Annotated in this window: 18 protein-coding genes, 1 tRNA gene and 1 pseudogene; 10 read left to right on the plus strand and 10 right to left on the minus strand. The window is 67.8% G+C overall.

The annotated features are described in order from the left end of the window. Window positions 1-122: 122 nt before the first annotated feature. Window positions 123-1,424 (minus strand): dicarboxylate/amino acid:cation symporter, encoded by a 1,302-nt coding sequence (locus MKK51_RS21405; protein ID WP_243980711.1) that lies wholly within the window; start codon window positions 1,422-1,424, stop codon window positions 123-125. Window positions 1,425-1,638: 214 nt separating this feature from the next. Between MKK51_RS21405 and MKK51_RS21410 the strand changes: the two genes are divergently transcribed. Both MKK51_RS21410 and MKK51_RS21415 read left to right on the plus strand, forming a co-directional pair. Continuing rightward, complete coding sequence (locus MKK51_RS21410; protein ID WP_243980713.1) at window positions 1,639-2,538, plus strand: LysR family transcriptional regulator; 900 nt, start codon at window positions 1,639-1,641, stop codon at window positions 2,536-2,538. 352 nt (window positions 2,539-2,890) lie between these two features. Further along, complete coding sequence (locus tag MKK51_RS21415) at window positions 2,891-3,274, plus strand: hypothetical protein (RefSeq protein WP_243980715.1); 384 nt, start codon at window positions 2,891-2,893, stop codon at window positions 3,272-3,274. 102 nt (window positions 3,275-3,376) lie between these two features. Here MKK51_RS21415 and MKK51_RS21420 read toward each other — a convergent pair whose 3' ends face one another. Continuing rightward, window positions 3,377-3,616: a hypothetical protein gene (locus MKK51_RS21420; protein ID WP_243980716.1), complete on the minus strand. Its 240-nt coding sequence runs from the start codon at window positions 3,614-3,616 to the stop codon at window positions 3,377-3,379. 257 nt (window positions 3,617-3,873) lie between these two features. Here MKK51_RS21420 and MKK51_RS21425 point away from each other — a divergent pair, with 257 nt between their 5' ends. Beyond that, complete coding sequence (locus tag MKK51_RS21425; protein ID WP_243980717.1) at window positions 3,874-6,036, plus strand: M48 family metallopeptidase; 2,163 nt, start codon at window positions 3,874-3,876, stop codon at window positions 6,034-6,036. An 11-nt stretch (window positions 6,037-6,047) separates the two neighbouring features. After that, window positions 6,048-6,545 (plus strand): hypothetical protein, encoded by a 498-nt coding sequence (locus MKK51_RS21430; RefSeq protein WP_243980720.1) that lies wholly within the window; start codon window positions 6,048-6,050, stop codon window positions 6,543-6,545. Window positions 6,546-6,651: 106 nt separating this feature from the next. Here MKK51_RS21430 and MKK51_RS21435 read toward each other — a convergent pair whose 3' ends face one another. Both MKK51_RS21435 and MKK51_RS21440 read right to left on the minus strand, forming a co-directional pair. Next, window positions 6,652-6,792 (minus strand): hypothetical protein, encoded by a 141-nt coding sequence (locus MKK51_RS21435; RefSeq protein ID WP_243980721.1) that lies wholly within the window; start codon window positions 6,790-6,792, stop codon window positions 6,652-6,654. A gap of 41 nt (window positions 6,793-6,833) precedes the next feature. Next, window positions 6,834-7,952, minus strand: coding sequence for an HPP family protein (locus MKK51_RS21440; RefSeq protein WP_243980723.1), 1,119 nt, complete (start codon window positions 7,950-7,952; stop codon window positions 6,834-6,836). A 412-nt stretch (window positions 7,953-8,364) separates the two neighbouring features. Between MKK51_RS21440 and MKK51_RS21445 the strand changes: the two genes are divergently transcribed. Both MKK51_RS21445 and MKK51_RS21450 read left to right on the plus strand, forming a co-directional pair. Further along, entirely contained in the window at window positions 8,365-9,987 is a 1,623-nt protein-coding gene (locus MKK51_RS21445; protein WP_243980725.1) for a Na+/H+ antiporter, read from the plus strand. Window positions 9,988-10,140: 153 nt separating this feature from the next. Then, window positions 10,141-10,407 carry a hypothetical protein gene (locus MKK51_RS21450; protein ID WP_243980727.1) on the plus strand — a complete coding sequence of 89 codons (267 nt, stop codon included), beginning with the start codon at window positions 10,141-10,143 and terminating at the stop codon, window positions 10,405-10,407. Window positions 10,408-10,660: 253 nt separating this feature from the next. On the opposite strand, the gene MKK51_RS21455 is transcribed toward MKK51_RS21450, so the two are convergent. The 3 genes from MKK51_RS21455 to MKK51_RS21465 all read right to left on the minus strand — a co-directional run bounded on the left by MKK51_RS21455 (window position 10,661) and on the right by MKK51_RS21465 (window position 13,711). Then, window positions 10,661-12,727, minus strand: a complete 2,067-nt coding sequence (locus MKK51_RS21455) for a PAS domain-containing sensor histidine kinase (protein ID WP_243980729.1) — start codon at window positions 12,725-12,727, stop codon at window positions 10,661-10,663. 353 nt (window positions 12,728-13,080) lie between these two features. After that, window positions 13,081-13,491, minus strand: coding sequence for a DUF1236 domain-containing protein (locus MKK51_RS21460; RefSeq protein WP_243980731.1), 411 nt, complete (start codon window positions 13,489-13,491; stop codon window positions 13,081-13,083). Between the two features lie 145 nt (window positions 13,492-13,636). After that, window positions 13,637-13,711: transfer RNA gene (locus MKK51_RS21465), tRNA-Thr, on the minus strand. Window positions 13,712-13,917: 206 nt separating this feature from the next. Between MKK51_RS21465 and MKK51_RS21470 the strand changes: the two genes are divergently transcribed. Genes MKK51_RS21470 through MKK51_RS21480 form a run of 3 tightly spaced genes read left to right on the plus strand, consistent with a single transcriptional unit; the run spans window position 13,918 to window position 14,723 of the window. Continuing rightward, window positions 13,918-14,127, plus strand: coding sequence for a hypothetical protein (locus tag MKK51_RS21470; RefSeq protein WP_243980733.1), 210 nt, complete (start codon window positions 13,918-13,920; stop codon window positions 14,125-14,127). Between the two features lie 15 nt (window positions 14,128-14,142). Further along, window positions 14,143-14,430 (plus strand): hypothetical protein, encoded by a 288-nt coding sequence (locus MKK51_RS21475; RefSeq protein WP_243980741.1) that lies wholly within the window; start codon window positions 14,143-14,145, stop codon window positions 14,428-14,430. Window positions 14,431-14,456: 26 nt separating this feature from the next. Beyond that, window positions 14,457-14,723 (plus strand): hypothetical protein, encoded by a 267-nt coding sequence (locus tag MKK51_RS21480; RefSeq protein WP_243980743.1) that lies wholly within the window; start codon window positions 14,457-14,459, stop codon window positions 14,721-14,723. Between the two features lie 48 nt (window positions 14,724-14,771). Here MKK51_RS21480 and MKK51_RS21485 read toward each other — a convergent pair whose 3' ends face one another. The 3 genes from MKK51_RS21485 to MKK51_RS21495 form a co-directional block, all read right to left on the minus strand. Further along, window positions 14,772-15,128 carry a hypothetical protein gene (locus tag MKK51_RS21485; protein WP_243980744.1) on the minus strand — a complete coding sequence of 119 codons (357 nt, stop codon included), beginning with the start codon at window positions 15,126-15,128 and terminating at the stop codon, window positions 14,772-14,774. An 85-nt stretch (window positions 15,129-15,213) separates the two neighbouring features. Beyond that, window positions 15,214-15,624, minus strand: coding sequence for a hypothetical protein (locus tag MKK51_RS21490; RefSeq protein WP_243980746.1), 411 nt, complete (start codon window positions 15,622-15,624; stop codon window positions 15,214-15,216). Then, on the minus strand, window positions 15,624-15,881 hold the full coding sequence (locus tag MKK51_RS21495; protein WP_243980748.1) for a hypothetical protein: 258 nt from the start codon (window positions 15,879-15,881) through the stop codon (window positions 15,624-15,626). The genes MKK51_RS21490 and MKK51_RS21495 overlap by 1 nt, the downstream gene beginning before the upstream one ends. 228 nt (window positions 15,882-16,109) lie before the next feature. On the opposite strand from MKK51_RS21495, the pseudogene MKK51_RS21500 reads away from it, so the two are divergent. After that, window positions 16,110-16,293, plus strand: a pseudogene (locus MKK51_RS21500) (urease accessory protein UreE); the annotation flags it as partial.

Genomic DNA, 16,293 nt, shown 5'->3' on the forward strand with positions numbered 1-16,293 from the left:
GTCTCCAAGAGATCATGCGGCCCGGACGGGCCATCGTCGTCGCGGGCGCGGCGCGGATCGTGCCACGGCGGACCCGGGCCGGGCGGTTCCAGCTCGGGCGCGCCGGATGCGATCCCGGACGCTTACGCCTTGGCGAGGGGGCTATCGAGCACCGCCGTCGTGTCGGTGGCGACCTCTCCGTTGAGGACCCGGTGGGCCTGCGCCCGGTCGATATCGCCCTCCCAGGCGGCGATGACCACCGTCGCCACGCAATTGCCGATGAGGTTGCCGAGCGCCCGGGCGATGCCGACGAACCAGTCGATGGACAGCACGAGCACCAGCCCGATCACCGGGATTTCCGGCACCGCCGACAGGGTCGCCGCCAGGACGACGATGGCCGATCCGGGGACGCCATGCGAACCCTTGGAGGTCAGGAGGGCGATGCCGAGGATCAGCAGCAGATGCCCGAAGGACAGGGGCGTGTTGGTGGCCTGCGCGATGAAGACGGTGGCAAGGGTGAGGTAGAGGGAAAAGGCGTCGAGGTTGAACGAGTAGCCGGTGGGGATCACGAGGCCGACGGTGGAGTCGCGGATGCCGAGCCGTTCGAGCTTGCGCATGATCTGCGGCAGCACGCTGTCGGAGGAGGCCGTGCCCGCCACCACCAAGAGCTCCTCGCGCAGATAGGCCAGCAGCTTCAGGATGCTGAAGCCGGCCGCGCGCAGGATCGCGCCGAGCACGACGAAGACGAAGAAGGCGACGCCCACATAGAACAGGGCGACCAGCATCCCGAGTTGCCGCAGGGAGCCGATGCCGTACTTGCCGACGGTGAAGGCGACGGCGCCGAGGACGCCGAGGGGGGCCAGCCTGACGATGAAGCCGACGATCTGGAACAGGACCGCGGTGATCCGTTCGATGCTCTGAGCCAGGGGCTGCCCGTGCTCCCCCAGCAGCGCCAGTCCCGCACCGAACAGGATCGCGATGATGAGGACCTGGAGGATGTCGCCCTTGGCGAAGGCGTCGACGATCGTGGTCGGGATGATCTTCATCAGGAAGTCGACGGTGCCCGTCACCTGACCGACCCGATCGGTGTAGCTGGCGATGGCCTTGGCATCGAGGGTGGCGGGATCGATGTTCATGCCGGCCCCCGGCGCGAACGCGTAGGCGAGGACGATGCCGAGGACGAGGGCCAGCGTCGTGACCGCCTCGAAATAGATCAGGGCCTTGAGCCCGACCCGGCCGACCTTGCGCAGGTCTCCCGCGCCGACGATGCCGTGCACGACGACACCGAAGACCAGCGGCGCGATCGCCATCTTGATCAGCTTGATGAATCCGTCGCCGAGGGGCTTCAGGGCGACGGCGAAATCCGGCCATACGATGCCGAGGACGACCCCGAGGACGAGGGCCGCGACCACCTGACCGAACAGGGACGCAAAGAAGCGCCGCATGCGAACCTCCAACCGTTGCTTCAGGCCGTTCGTCGCTCCGCGTGCCCGGCCCCGGTGCATCGGAAGGTTCGCCGACGGGAGACGTCACGTCCTGCGGAATCGTTCAGGAGCGGCATGTCGTCACCCATCGCCATGCGCAGCATTGTACGACCCGTGGCGGCCGTCAAATATATCTTTCGTCGCCATTAAGAGCTTCTCCGTATGAATGGTGGGTATGGAACTTCGCCACCTCCGCTACTTCGTCGCCGTCGCAGAAAAGCTCAGTTTCACGGCGGCGGCGGAGGCCCTCGGCGTGGCGCAACCGCCGTTGAGCCAGCAGATCCGGGATCTCGAGACGGAGATCGGAACCTGTCTGCTGGAGCGGACGACCCGCCGCGTCTCGCTCACGCAGGCCGGCCAGGATTTTCTGGTCAGGGCGAAGGCCATTCTCCACAGCGCGCAGGACGCCTCCGAACGGGCCCATGCCATCGGCTGCGGCAGCGTCGGCGTTCTGAATGTCGGACTGACCGGCTCGATGCTCGCCGGACCGCTAGGCAAACTCATCCATAAATTCCAGGAGACCTTTGCCGGAGTCGACATCCAGATCCACGAGATGTCGCCGGACAAGCAGATCGCCGCGCTGAAGTCGGGGCAGACGGACATCAGTTTCCTGCGCACGCCGCCGCAGGACCCCGACCTCATGAGCGAACTGGCCTGGAGCGAGGGGATCACCGTCGTCCTGCCCAAGGGTCACGGGATCGTCAGCGATTCGGTGACCCTGAGCCTCCTCAAGGACGAGAAGTTCGTCTTCCTGCGGCTGCGGGATTCGCTGTTTGCCAAGCACATCCTGCAATGCTGCATCGGCAGCGGGTTCTACCCGACAATCTCGCAGCAGGCGGTGGAGGCCGCCTCGCTCACCAGTCTCGTGGCGGCGGGATTCGGCGTCGCCCTGATCCCGGAATTCGTGGCGAAGCTCGCCCATGCGAACGTCACCTACCGGCCGGTCGTCTCGCCGATCCTGTCGGCGGATGTCTATGCCCTCTACCATCTGCGCTCGGGACCGATGGCCCGGAACTTCCTGGCCCTGATGCGCAGCGACGCGGAACGGCTCGCCGCCGAATTGCGGCTTGGATGAAGCCCTCCAGGCCGCCGACCGGTATTCAACATTGGCTAACCAATCGGCCCCACCCTGGGGGCATGTCGAAACAAACCGTCAAAACCGCACGATGCGCCCTCTGGCTGGCCTCACTGGCTCTCTGCTGCGTGTGCGCCCTCCAGCTGATGAAGATCCCCAAGACCGCTCCTCAGCCCGGCCCTCACGCCACGCTCAGTCACGACCCCGACACGACGGGATCGATCGACACACGGCCGGTGACGCTCTGCCGACCGGCCGTCTGTTAATGACGTCCCACCGATCGGCGGGGATCGATACCATTCGTTAACCACGGCACCGCACTGATGGAGCAACCCAACTTGCAGGTATCCGCGTGTTCCAGGCCCGTTCGATCGGCATCGAAGATTTCAACGACGACTGCCCTGTTTCCGGCGAACAGCTCGGGACGATCTACCGTGCCCACGCTGATGCGATTCCCGCGCTGCTGGCCACCATCCCGGAGCGGACCCGCGCCCGCCTCGCCGCCTTCCTCTATGCCCGAAGCCATACCCGCGAGCTTGCGACCCAGGTGGCCGCATCCTGCCATGCCACCACCCTCCGACAGGTCGCCGGCGATCTCGGCGACGCGATCCACCGGCAGTCCCGACAGGGCTACACGGCCCCCACCTATGGTGACGGACACCGCGCGTCGAAGAAGGGTGTCAGCCTCGCGGGATCGGGCACAGGGTCGGGGATGACGGGCAGCCATCGCCTCTGATCCAATGGGACCGGCGCGGCTCGGTGTCCCTTGCTAAACGCCCGCAGCACCCTCATGCCGAAGGCAGAAACCGGTGGTGATTGGGAATCTTACGAGGCCGCCCTAATCCATGCCGCGCGCGGCGCGCCATGCCGCCAAGGCGCCCTCACGGGCATCGTAGAGATGCCGGAGGCGACTTCCCTCCTCCCCCCGGCCCGCGCCCTGAGCCGCCATCTCGTCGATCCTGTCGCATCCGAACACGCTCGCCAATTCCGCGATCCATGCCGCGTCGGCAGCAATCAGGTCGGCCTCCGTGGAGGCGAGCACGGGGGTGGAGAAACCCGGAAAGAGGTTGAGATCCATCCGCCTCGCTACGGAGTGGCATACAATAAAGTTTCATGCTTCATCCCAGAGATTGGTCGCGGCAGAGGGCGCTCCGATGGAACCGGAGCGCCCTGGTACTGGTGCCTGCGGCCTCCGCCTCGCCATGGGGACACAACCCAAAAGGTCGCCCGGACCGCACCCGCGGCCGGACGGGTGATTTTTCCTAGGAAACGGCCTATGCCGGTGCCCGATTGCGCGAAGACGCATCTCAGGAGGCAGGCATCGCCGACGCAACGATGACGCGCGCACCGTCGCATCTGAGCTCGCTGGCCGGCCTCGTGGCCGCCACCGTCCTGCTGCCCCTGGCGGTCATGCTGCTCGGTGTCTGGGAGCGGGAGCGCGCCGCCGCCGACTGGGCCGAGCTCGATGCCCAACACCTGAACCTGACGCGGATCGTCCAGGATCTCGAGGCGCGGGAGCCGCGGGACGGCCGCATCGATTTCCGCATGCAGTTCCGCCGTAACGGTCAGGTCTATGGCGGCCCCCTCGCCCTCGTTCAGGCCCGCGCGGCGCGCGACGAGGCCGCGACCCTGACCCGGTTGATGGATTGGCGCCGGATGCTGCCGCCCGTCGTCATCGCGGCCGGGGGACTCGCGGCGGCCCTGTCCATCCTCGTCCTCCTGGCCGGCGCCGTCCTGGGATGGATGGGGCGGGCCTCGCGGGACGTGCTGGTGGCGGGCTTCTCCCTGGTGCGGCGGCTGCTGCCTCCCATCCTCGCCATCCAGGTCCTCCTCACCGCGGGAGGGTTCGTCGCGGCCGTGATCGTCGAGGCCGGCATCCTCGCCCGGCCCGGCCTCGGCAGCGGCGAGATCAAGCTGCTGCTGGCCGCCGCCGTAGCGGTCGGCGCCGTCCTCGTCACGGCCGGCGCCACCGTTCTCGGCCTGCGCCGCGCTCTGGCCGCGTTCGAGCCCGATCCGCTGCCGATCTTCGGCCGGACCGTCTCGCCGGCGGAAGCGCCCGGCCTGTGGCGGCTCACCGAGGGCCTGGCCGAACGGCTCGGCGCGCTGACGCCCGACGCCGTGGTGGTGGGCCTCACCGGGGGCTTCTTCGTCAGCGCCGGGCCCGCCGTGGTAGAGCCGGGCGGCGAGCGGCTGACGGGCCGCATCCTCTATCTCCCGCTGCCCTACCTCGCCCTGATGCGGGGCGACGAGGTGGCGGCAATCATCGGCCACGAACTCGCCCATTACGCCGGTGGCGACACCGTCTACAGCCAGCGCTTCCTGCCGATCTATGCCGGGGTCGGGCGCTCCCTCGACGCGGTGGCGGAGGGCCATGCCGGATCCTTCGGGCTGCTGACCCCGTCCTTGCGCCTCGGCGCCTTCGTGATGGAGCGCTTCCACCTCGCCGTGCGGCACTGGAGCCGGGCGCGGGAATTCGCCGCCGACGCCGCGGGCGCCGGGCCGACCTCGCCGGATGCCGCCGCGCGGGCGCTGCTCCGCACCGGCGCGGTCCAGCCGCGCATCGCAGAGGTGCTCGATGCCGCCGCCGAGAAGCCCGGATCGGCCCCCGCCGATCTCGTCGCGGCCATCCTCGACCATGTGATCGCACGCGGCCTCGACGACCCGGCCGCGCATCTGGAGGCCGAGCAGCTCCACCCCACCGACACCCATCCGCCGACCCGCGAGCGCATCGCCGCCCTCGGCAGGCCCCTGGACGCCGATCTCCTGGCTGCGTCTGCCATCGTGCCGCCGCCGCACGCGCTGGGCCAGCTCGCCGCCTATTTCGTCGACCCCGCCGGATTGTGCCGGGCGGCCACGGCGGATTTCCGGGGGGCGGTGGAAGAGCATGACGCGGCCGTGCGCGCGCATCTGGAGGCGACGGCGGCGGCGATCGACGCCGAGGAGCGGGTCCTGCGCGAGAACAGCCGGCCCGGCGCCATCGTCCTGATCGTCGCCGGCCTGCTCTTCGCCATGGCCGCCCTCGCTTTCGTGGCCCTCGGTTTTCCGGGGTTGGCGGCCTGGGAGGCACGCCTCGTGGCGGCGGTGGCCCTCGCCTGCGGGATCGGGCTCGCGGGATTCGGCCTGTTCAGGCTGTGGCGGGGCGAGCGGACGACGATGATCCTGCGGCCTGAAGCGCTGACGATTCCCGGCCTCGACCGGCCCATCCCCTGGGACGACATGGCCGACCTCGACATGACGTTGCAGCAGACCGGAATCGTCACGCGCCTGCTGCTGCCGCCGGAAGCCCCCTTCCCGCAGCGGGTGCCGGGAGGCCGGAAGATCCGCCTCGACCCCAAGCGCCGCATCGTCACGATATGGGCCAGCCTGCCGCGAAGGATGACGCTGCAGGACTTCGCCGACCTGATCGGCCGCTACCGGCAGGCGGCGGAAGCGCGCCGCGTCCTCGCCGAGGCCGGCTCATCCCCGGCCCGCGCCACCTCCCACGCCAGAGCCCCTTAAGGCCCGCACCCATGACCGCTTCCGCGAAAAGCCCGGACACCTTGCGCCTCCCCCCTCCCCGCCAGGGCTGGGGCAACATGGTCTGGACGCTGTTCGGCCTCGCGGCGCTCGCGGGCCTCCTGGGCGCCTGCCTCGTCTACACGGCACCGCCATTGCTCTCGGACTGGCAGGTCCGCGACACGGCCCATCCCGTCGCCGACGCGCGGGTGACGGACGGCAAGTGCAGCGCCAAGATCGTGATCCACATCTGCGACGCGACGCTGAACCTGCGTACGCCCACCGGCACCGTGGCACGCCGGGTGAACTACGTGTTCACCGGCCTGCATGTGGGCGATTATAGCATCCGGGTGATGGCCGATGCGGGCCGTCCCGACCTCGTCACCACCGATCTCGGACTCGACCAATTGTGGAACCGCACCCTCACCTTCCTGGCGATCACCGGGGCGCTGGCCGCCATCATCGTGCTGGGCATCGCCGGGATGATCCGCAACCGGAGGGCGGCCTCGTGAGGGCGCCCCGCTCCGGCCGTCGAACGGTGGACTCCGGTCTCGCGATCCCGGGCCGCCGCCCTCGTGGGCATTCCCGTGCTGGTGCCAATGGCCCGACGTGTCGTCTCTAGGCGCGGCCGAGGAGCCGATGGACCTGCCACGTGAGCATCATGCTCGATGCCATCAGGATCGCGTAGAGGAGATGAAGGAGGAGCGGCGTGTCGTTCATCGGCCCCGGACCCGTGCTGGTACGGTGGGAGGAAAGCACCTCTCTCCGCAACAACCGGGCCATGCTCTGCGACAGGCCGTTCAAGCTCGATGAGGGGTGGGCACCTCGAAGACCTTGGTCGAGACCAGGCGCATCAGCAGCGCCAGCAGGTCGGTCTGGGTGACGATTCCGCGAATGCTGCGATCCTCGGCCGTGACCACCACCGCATGCGTGCGTCCGTCGCTCAACGCGTCGACCAGGGAGAGCACGGGCTCATCCGCCATGGCCGTCCGGGCCTCGGACATCACCTGCGCGATGGCCCCGTCACCGTGCAAGGCGAGTTCGCGCAGGCCCAGCGTGCCGGCAAGGCGGCCCTCGCCATCCACCACGGGCAGCGTCCGGATGTTGTGCAGGAGCAGCAATCGGCGCGCCTTCGCGATGGGTTCGTCCACCCCGATCGTGACCATGTCCCGCGACATGACGGTGCCACAGTCCAGCGTCCCGTGCGTGCGGGTCATTGCCTGGCTTTCGACCTCCCGCAGCAGCCGGTCCAGGTCGGTCCGGTCGATGTCGAGGGTTTCGTTCAAGGACTGGAGCGCCGCATCCACGTCCCCGGCGTTGAAGCCGACGCGGAGCGGAGGAGGCAGGTCGGCCGTCCCGTGGAGGTTGGCGGGAGCCGCGGCCGGGCGATGCGGATAGGTCCGCCCGGACAGGCGATGGAAGACGATGCCGAGGCCCACCAGGATGATCGAGTTCAGGCAGACGGGGACGAAGGGAAACAGGAAGCCGGACGAGGTGACCGCCGACCCGCCGATGAGCGCCGTCAGGGCGGCTGCCCCTCCCGGCGGATGCAGGCACCGCGTCAATGACATGGCGGCAATGGCCAGCGAGACGCCGACGCCGATGGCCAGGACGGGATGGGGAATGAAATAAGCCGCCGTGACACCGATCAGGGCCGAAATCGTGTTGCCGCCGATGATCGGCCAGGGCTGTGCGAGGGGGCTTGCCGGCACGGCGAAGAGCAGCACCGCCGTCGCCCCCATGGGAGCCACGATCAAGGGAATGTGCGGCCCCTCCCCGACGATCCAGCCGCTCACGAGACCCGTCAGTGCGATGCCGATCAGGGCACCGAGGCAGGCGATGAGACGCTCGCGCAGGGTCGCGCCCGCCAGGATCGGCCGAAACATCCGGGATGCGAGCAGGTTGCCGATATGGGACATCCCGTCTTTCCTTCGCGCGCTCAGAGCGCCCAACCGGCAGGCAAAAGTTGCACTTGCCAGTCATGTCGTCTGGTATACCAGAAGAATACTGACAGACCCTCCCTCGCTTTGCAATCTTGCTAGGCACCCTGCCTTGATCAGAGGCAGGTAGGATCGAACGGGCTGGAGATGGCATCGCGCGGGACATCGCCACCCTCGCGCTGCTAGGAATTCGGCCGCGATCGACCGTCAAAGACGTGCCGGTCGATCACTGGAACGTGACCGCCCGCCATGGGGTGCCCGCGGACATCCGGGCGGCACGCCCACCCCACCGAGCCCTCGGTCAGTAAGCGCCGCGACAGGCATCGGGGGTCATGACGTCAACCCGGTCGAGGCACCGTCAGCCCTGCCGGCCCATGCATGAAAGAGACGAATGGAAAGCGTTACCGTCGTACTGGCCCTGCTGCTGTCCGTCCTGGTCAGCGGCGCCCTCGGCCGCTTGATTCCGTTGCCGTTGCCGCTGATCCAGATCGCCATCGGCGTCGCCCTGGCTCTTGGACCGCTCCCAAGCACGTCCCTCGACCCCGAAATCTTCTTCCTCGTTTTCCTGCCTCCGCTCCTGTTCCTCGACGGGTGGCGCATCCCCAAGCGCGACCTGTTCCGCGACGGCAAGACCGTGCTGGCCCTGGCGCTGGGCCTCGTGGTCCTGACGGTGCTCGGCATCGGCGCGCTGATCCACGGCATGATTCCGGGGATGCCGCTGGCGGTGGCCTTCGCCCTCGCGGCCGTCCTGTCGCCGACGGACCCCATCGCCGTCTCCTCCGTGGCGGCACAGGCCCCGGTCCCGCGGCGCCTCATGCACATCCTCGAAGGGGAAGCCCTCCTCAACGACGCCACCGGCCTCGTCTGCCTGCGCTTCGCCATCGCCGCCGCCCTCACGGGTACCTTCTCGCTTCCTCAGGCGGCGACCACGTTCGTGTGGCTCGCCCTGGGTGGAATCGGCATCGGCGCCGCGACGACCTTCCTCCTCATGGGCGCCCAGGACCTGCTGCGGCGGCGCACGGGCGAAGATCCCGGCCTGCAGATCCTGTTCAGCCTGCTGACGCCCTTCGGCGCCTATCTCGCCGCCGAGCACGTCCACGCCTCCGGCATCCTGGCCGCCGTCGCGGCCGGCATCGCCATGACCTATGTGGAGATCCAGGGGCGCAGCCTGGGGGCCACGCGCGTCCGGCGCACCGCCGTCTGGGACACGGTGGCTCTCGCGGCCAACGGCTCGATCTTCGTCCTGCTGGGCGAGCAGTTGCCGGAGGTGTTCCGGCAGGCCGTCAGGCAGGCCGACGTCCAGGGGGCCGGCTGGCTCGTCGCCTGGATCCTGGCCATCACCGCCGGGTTGATGGCGATCCGCTTCGTCTGGGTCTGGATCTCGCTCCAGTTCGTCCTGATGAAGGCGCGCCGGAGCGGCGATCGACGAGAGACGCCGACCCTGCGCCTCGTGGCCGCGACGACCCTGGCGGGCGTCAAGGGCGCCATCACCCTCGCGGGTATCCTGACGCTGCCGCTCACCCTGAAGGACGGCACGCCGTTCCCCGCGCGGGATCTCTCGATCCTCCTGGCCATGGGTGTGATCCTGACCTCGCTCCTCCTCGCAAGCACGGTCCTTCCCCCGCTGCTGCGGGGCCTGCGCCTTCCCCCCGAACCCAGCCATGATTCCGAGGAGGACGCCGCCCGCGCCGCCGCGCGAGACGACGCCGTGAAGGCCATCGAGGCCCTGCAGCACCGGCTCGTGGAGGAGCAGGAGGACGCCTCCATCGCGGTGGAAGCCAGCGCCCGCGCCATGGACCGCTACGAGGGGCTGGAAGCGGCGACGGCGGAGCCGCGAAAGGATGTCAGCCGCATCAAGCAGCTCGCCCTCACCGAGAAGCGCCTGCGCCTCGTCGGCATCGAGGCCGAGCGCCAGGCCCTCTATCGCCTGCGCCGCTCGGAAGCGATCGACGACGTGGTGCTGCGGCGGCTCGTCCGGGAGATCGATCTGGTGGAGGCGCGCCTCGTCGTCTGAGCGGGTCGGGCGGACGTGCGGCGCGCGTTATAATCCGCGACAGCGCGTGCGCGCGAGCACGCCAAGAATGGAGATGGCACCCCATATTCGTTTTCAACAGCAACAAGCAGACCTCATTCCAGATCTGCAGCTTATAGGAGCCACGCCATCCCCATGAAGACCTGTATTGCCGCCATAGCTACCGCTCTTTTTCTTGGTGTTTCTTCGATTTCGTCGGCGATGGCTTACGATCACCCCTCCCGCTACACGGGGTCCTCGCCTTACGATGTTGAGACGACGGGTTCGTTTCAGTCCCGCGGCGATGTCTTCTCGCGCAACCCAGCCACCTGCCCGATGAGTTCGGCCGCCGAAGGCAACGCCAACCAGCAGAACTTTCCGGTTCAGCAATACGGCCAGACCTCCGGCGGGAATCGCTGTTGATCGGTCGATAGGGTTCGCCGATGAAGCTGAAACCGTTCAACTACGCGATGATCGGCGTCTTCGCCGTCGGTCTCATCGCGACGATCGTCGGCTCGTTGAAGGTCGCCATGGGGTTCTGAGAACTCCTTCGAGCCGATCCGTCACGCCAGGCCTCGATGAGTTCGTCTCATCGGGGCCTTTTCGCGCGAGGTCACGGCGATGGCGGCTTCGCACGTCTCGAATTCGTCGATGGCGAACCGGCGTACTCGTCCGGTCAGCCGAGATATGAGCCGACCCCGGCCGTCATCGTGTCGGGGGAGGCACTGGACTCGTCCACCGCCGGCCGGAACGCCAGGATCGGAGGCTCCACCCGCAATCTCGTCTGGATGGCCCGCGCCAGCTCTTCCTGCCCGAACGGCTTGGTCAGGCGCACGTCATCGGCATGCTCGCCCTCCGTCAGGTCGGCGTAGCCGCTGGCGAGGATGACCGGCAGTCCGGGGGATCCCCGGCTGATCGCCGCGATGAGCTGCGTGCCGCTCATACCCGGCATCAACTGGTCCGTGATCACGAGATCGAACGGTTCGGCATTGCGGAGGAGGTCCAGGGCCTGCGAGGCAGACGCCGCCTCGGCCACCACGTGACCGAGATCCTCCAGCATGGCCGCCGTGTTCATCAGGACCAGTGGGTCGTCATCGACCACCAGAACCCTCAACGGCGTCGTCGCTGCCGGGGAGAGGGCCGTTTCCGGCGTCCCCGTTCCCGGATCACCCACCTCGGCCTCGGGCAACCACAGCTCCGCAATCGTGCCCTGGCCCGGTACGCTCCTGAGAAACAGCCGGCCGCCCGACTGCTCGGCGAAGCCGTGGATCATGGAAAGGCCCAGCCCGGTGCCTTTGCCGACACCCTTGGTCGTGAAGAACGGCTCGGTCGCGCGGGCAAGCGTCTGCCCGTCCATGCCGCCGCCCGTGTCGGTGACCGACAGGCAGACGTAGCGTCCCTGGCCGAGACCGGGAACCTCGTCGCAGGCGACCGCCGCTTCGCGTGCGGCGATGGTGATCGTGCCGCCCTCCGGCATGGCGTCGCGGGCGTTGACGGCGAGATTGAGCAGGGCGAGTTCGAGCTGGTTGGCATCGACGTTGGCGAGCGGCAGTTCCGGGGGGAACAGCATGGCGACCGGGATGGCCGAGCCGATGGAGCCCTTCAGCAGCTCGGCCATGCCCCGCACGAGCTCCGGCACGTCCACGGGGCCGGTCTCCAGCTTCTGCTGGCGGGCGAAGGCGAGCATGCGCTTGGTCAGCGTGGCCCCCCGCTCGGCCGCCTGAATGGAGTTTTCCACCAGCCGCAGCAGCTTGCGATCCGGCGGAAGGCGCTTGAGGGCGAGATGCAGATTGCCGAGCACGACGGCGAGGAGGTTGTTGAAATCGTGCGCGACACCGCCGGTGAGCTGGCCGATCGCCTCCATCTTCTGCGACTGGACGATGCGCGCGCGGCTGTCCTCGAGAGCCTGCTCGGTGTTTCGCCGCTCCGTGTCGTCCCGCGTGATCTTGGCGAAACCGATCAGCTCGCCATGCTCGCCCCGGATCGGATCGATGACGACATGCGCCCAGAAACACGTCCCGTCCTTGCGGATACGCCAGCCCTCCGCCTCGAAACGGCCTTCGGTGGCCGCGGTCCGGAGCGCCTGGGCGGGCAGGCCGGAGGCGCGATCCTCGTCGGTATAGAAGCGCGAAAAATGCTCGCCGATGATCTCGTCGTCCGTGTAGCCCTTGAAGCGCTGGGCGCCGCGATTCCAGCTCGTGACCTTTCCCTGAGGGTCGAGCATGTAGATGGCGTAGTCCCGCACGCCCTGGACGAGGAGGCGGAACTGCTGCTCGCTCCGTTCGAGGGCGGCCCGCGCAGCCCGTCGCTCACTGAGGTCGCGGGTGACCTTGGCGTAGCCGATGAGGGTACCGTCCTTGCCTCGGATCGGATCGATGAGCACGTGGGCCCACATCAGGCTGCCGTCCTTGCGGACGCGCCAGCCCTCTTGCTCGAAACGGCCCTCGGTCTCGGCGATCCTCAGGGCGCGGCCGGGAAGACCGATGGCCCGGTCGTCGTCTGTATAGAAGCGCGAAAAATGCTCGCCGATGATTTCCGAATCGGTATAGCCCTTGAAGCGCTGGGCGCCGCGATTCCAACTCGCCACCCGCCCCTGCGGATCGAGCATATAGATGGCGTAATCGACGATGCTGTCCACCAGCAGGCGGTACCGCTCGTCATCGACGGCCCATGTTTCGACCGCGTCCGCCGCTTCCCTGGCGTGACCGATGGTTGGTTCTCGGTTGGAGACATCGTCAGCCATGGACCCATCCTAACCCGAGACCGGACAGGATGTCGGTTGCGTCGCCTTTCGGACGCTTAGTCGGTCGTCGCTCACCCAGTGAGTGGTGCCCCTACGGTCCATGACCCTACCTCGACCCGGGTCGGAGACAGTCTCACGCCCGTCGCAGAGAGCATGACTGAATGTCTATTCCCGCTTCAATGCAGCGGGACTGTTAATCGGCAATATTTATCGCCTGAAGGCCGTCGCAATAGGCCGCGAAGCAAGTCACCGGGGGCCCTCTGCGCCGGCATGGCGTTCGCCATCGGCGGCGATGGTCAAGTGGGTCGTCATGGGAACAAGAGACGAAGGGCCGTCTCGGACGCGCTCTCGACTCAGTCGATCACCTCGACGATCCGGCGGGTGCCCGGCTCGACCAGCACCGGGATATCGTTCACGACGGTGTAGTTGTAGCCTTTCAGGGCGAATTCGGGGGGTACGTCGTAATAGACGACACCGCCCTCGGGCAGCACGGTGCCGACTTGCACCTTGCCGCGGTAGGCGAAGGACGGGCGCCGCTCGCCGCGGGTGTAGATCCTGAACCGTTCCCGGCGATCGATCCCGAGGATCTCGTTGGCGGTCCCCACCGCGCCTCCGATCACGCTGCCGACGGCCGCGCCCAGGGGGCCGGCGATGTTGCCGCCGCGCTCTGCGCCGTCCTCGGTGCCCCGTGCGAGACCTTGTGCATGAGCCGCCATCCCGACGCCCAACGCCGCGAGCACACCCGCCGCAACACCTATCCGCATGGGTTTCCGCCCTCGTTCCCGACGTGCCGATATGAACGGACGACCGAAATCTCCCGACCGCCTCTTGATGGCGCCTGATCGTTAACGAAGTCCGCCTTCGGACCGGCCCTGGGACGCGCAACCGATGGTCATCAGCGCTGGGGGATGGTGCCGGATGAGGGGATTGAACCCCCGACCTTCGGTTTACAAAACCGCTGCTCTACCGCTGAGCTAATCCGGCATTCGCTCTGAAACCATTGAAGAAATTCATGGTTTAGTCGCGTCAGGGGCGACTTTAAAGACGTTTGCTGGCGCTTCGTCAAGGCACAAGACTCGGCACATTCCGTTCCCCGCCCGTTCTCGATCCCCCTCGTAGGGGCTCGTTCCGCCGATTCCCGCCGAAACCGGGGGTCGGCACATCAGGTCGGCACAGGAAGGAACACAGGAATGAGCCGCACGAACATCGCCCTGATCGCCCTCGGGCCTTTCGCCTCGGCGGCGCTCGTCGTCGTGGCGTGGAACGTGGTTCGATGGTTCTATGAGGCGCTTCTCGCGCAGGGCTTCTCGACAACTGCCGCAGAGGCCGGGGTAAGCACTGCCATCCTTGGGAGCGCGATCGCGGTCGTCGTCGCGGGACTCCGGCACGCTGAGAAGTAGGACACGTCTCGCTGAATGCCGATCGTCTGGACCCACACGTACCCCGGCACTGAGCGCAAGCACGACTTCGTCGCGCATGACGACGGCGAGCTCGTCGGCCGCATCTACCGGATGGGCGGCGGCCCGCAGGACGGCCGATGGCTGTGGTTCGCGAATGGCATCCAGGCCTCGCCCGGCACTGTCGGATGCGCCCTGAACGGCGAGGCGCCGACGAAGCAGGAGGCGGCCGACGCGGTGAAGGCCGCATGGGCACGATGGTCCGAGGTCCGGGCCACAGACGCGAAAAAGCCCGGCGCGCCATGACGGCGGCCGGGCGTGAGGAGTTGAGGATGCCCTATGACGTGACGATCACGAAACGAGAGACTGGCGAAAGCCGCAGCTACACTCATCCGAGCGAGTGGACGGACAATTACATATGGTGTGAGGGCAACTATGCCTGTGACTGCAATCGCGCGCAGTTCTTTGCAGAGTGCGTAGGCGAGGACGATCCGAACATCTTATGCAGTGACAACCTCTACACCGTCTCGATCGCGGTGGACGGCAAGGTCGTCTACGAGGACGACACGCAGACAGCAGAAAGCCCCGCCGCGGCGTGAGCCGGGCGGGGCAGGACAGGTTTACAGGGCTGTGGATAGCAGGGACGGCTACTTCGATCGCCCGTTCAGAACCGCGTCGAGCAGCTCGGTGCGCGTCGCCCGCATCTCATCCCGCACCGAAGACACCATGCCGTCGATCCGCCCCTCGAGGCGGGTGATGACATCGCCGGTCACGTATTTCTGCGCGACCTCCACCTTGAAGGCGTTCAGGGCGTCGCCCTGACGTTCGACGTTCAGCTTCACCGAGGCGAGATCGAGCACCAGCGGGCTGACAGCCTCCTTCTCTCGCGTTTTGAGCTTGGAGGCGATCCAGTCGACCACCTTCAGCACCGCGACCAGGAACAGCGCAAACGCGATGAGGGCGGCCCAGGTGATCGGGCCGCCGGCGAGGAACGAGGTGTCCATGATGCAAGCCCCCACGGGCGAGGTGGCGCGCCGGCGTTCCGGTCGCGCGGGGTCAATGACCCTCCCCCTCCTCAGGGGAGGGGTGCTACTTCGAGAAGACCTTGCGGACGGTCCCGGCGATGCCGGCGACACCGATCACCGCCATGACGATCGACCATTCCATCTGATCGTACGGCGTCGGTAGCTTCGCCACGCGCCAGTTGAACAGGAAGGTCGAGTCGAGGACGATCGCGCCGAAGTGGATCATGCAGAGCCCGAACGCCGTCGGGATCATCCAGGCGGTCCACGGCGAGCCGTTCTGCGCCGCCCGCTCCTGGGCGATGACCTTGCGCTCCTCGACGTAGGCGGCGAGCTGCGCCTGTCCGATCGAGACATCGGCGGTGACGTTCTGGCCGTTCACCAGGACGGTGTTGTCGGACCGCTTGTTCAGGTAGCCGAAGAGGCCGTCGGCGAGGCCCGGCAGACCGAGCAGCAGCTTGGCGAGGAAGCCCCACATCAGCGGGGCTCCTCGGCGGCCGGCGCCTTCGCGGCGGCGAGAGTGCGCAGGTAGGGCGCGAGCACCAGGCGCGCGACGAGCAGGATCAGGCCGACCTTCGAGGCAATAGCCGCCGGCAGCACCGCGCTGAAATCCACGGCGCCGAGGCCTTCCAGGATCTCAGGCAGGGCCAGGACGAAGGCGACGAGATAGGTGCGCCAGCCCTTCAGCGAGGACAGCCAGGCGCGGACGCGCGTGCGGAAGAGGCGACGGGGCATCAGGCGGCCTTTCGCGAGAGGGCGGCGTGTAGCCGGGCCCAGAAGCCGAGCGGGGCGGGAGCCGGCGCAGGGGGCGGATTGTCACGAACCGGCGGTTTGGTGGATTCCACCGGCGCGGGCTTGTCGCTCGCCGTTCCTGGAGGACGAGATCTTGACGCTCGGATTCCTGCCCGATACTTACGGGGACGACGCCATCCGCGGCGCGAATTGGTGGAAACGTCGCGAGCCATGCTCCCCGCCACCCGCGCCCTGCGCCGCGACTCGCTCTCCGACGAGATCGTCGACCGCATCGTCCTCGACCATGGCGACCGCCATCGCCGGCGCATGGCCATGCGCGGGGTCGGCGGCCTGTCCTTCCTGCTCGACCTGCCCGAGCCGACGGTTCTCGACGACGGCGACGCCCTGGTGCTGC

Origin of the sequence: Methylobacterium sp. E-045 (assembly GCF_022829685.1) — a bacterium.
GTDB lineage: Bacteria > Pseudomonadota > Alphaproteobacteria > Rhizobiales > Beijerinckiaceae > Methylobacterium.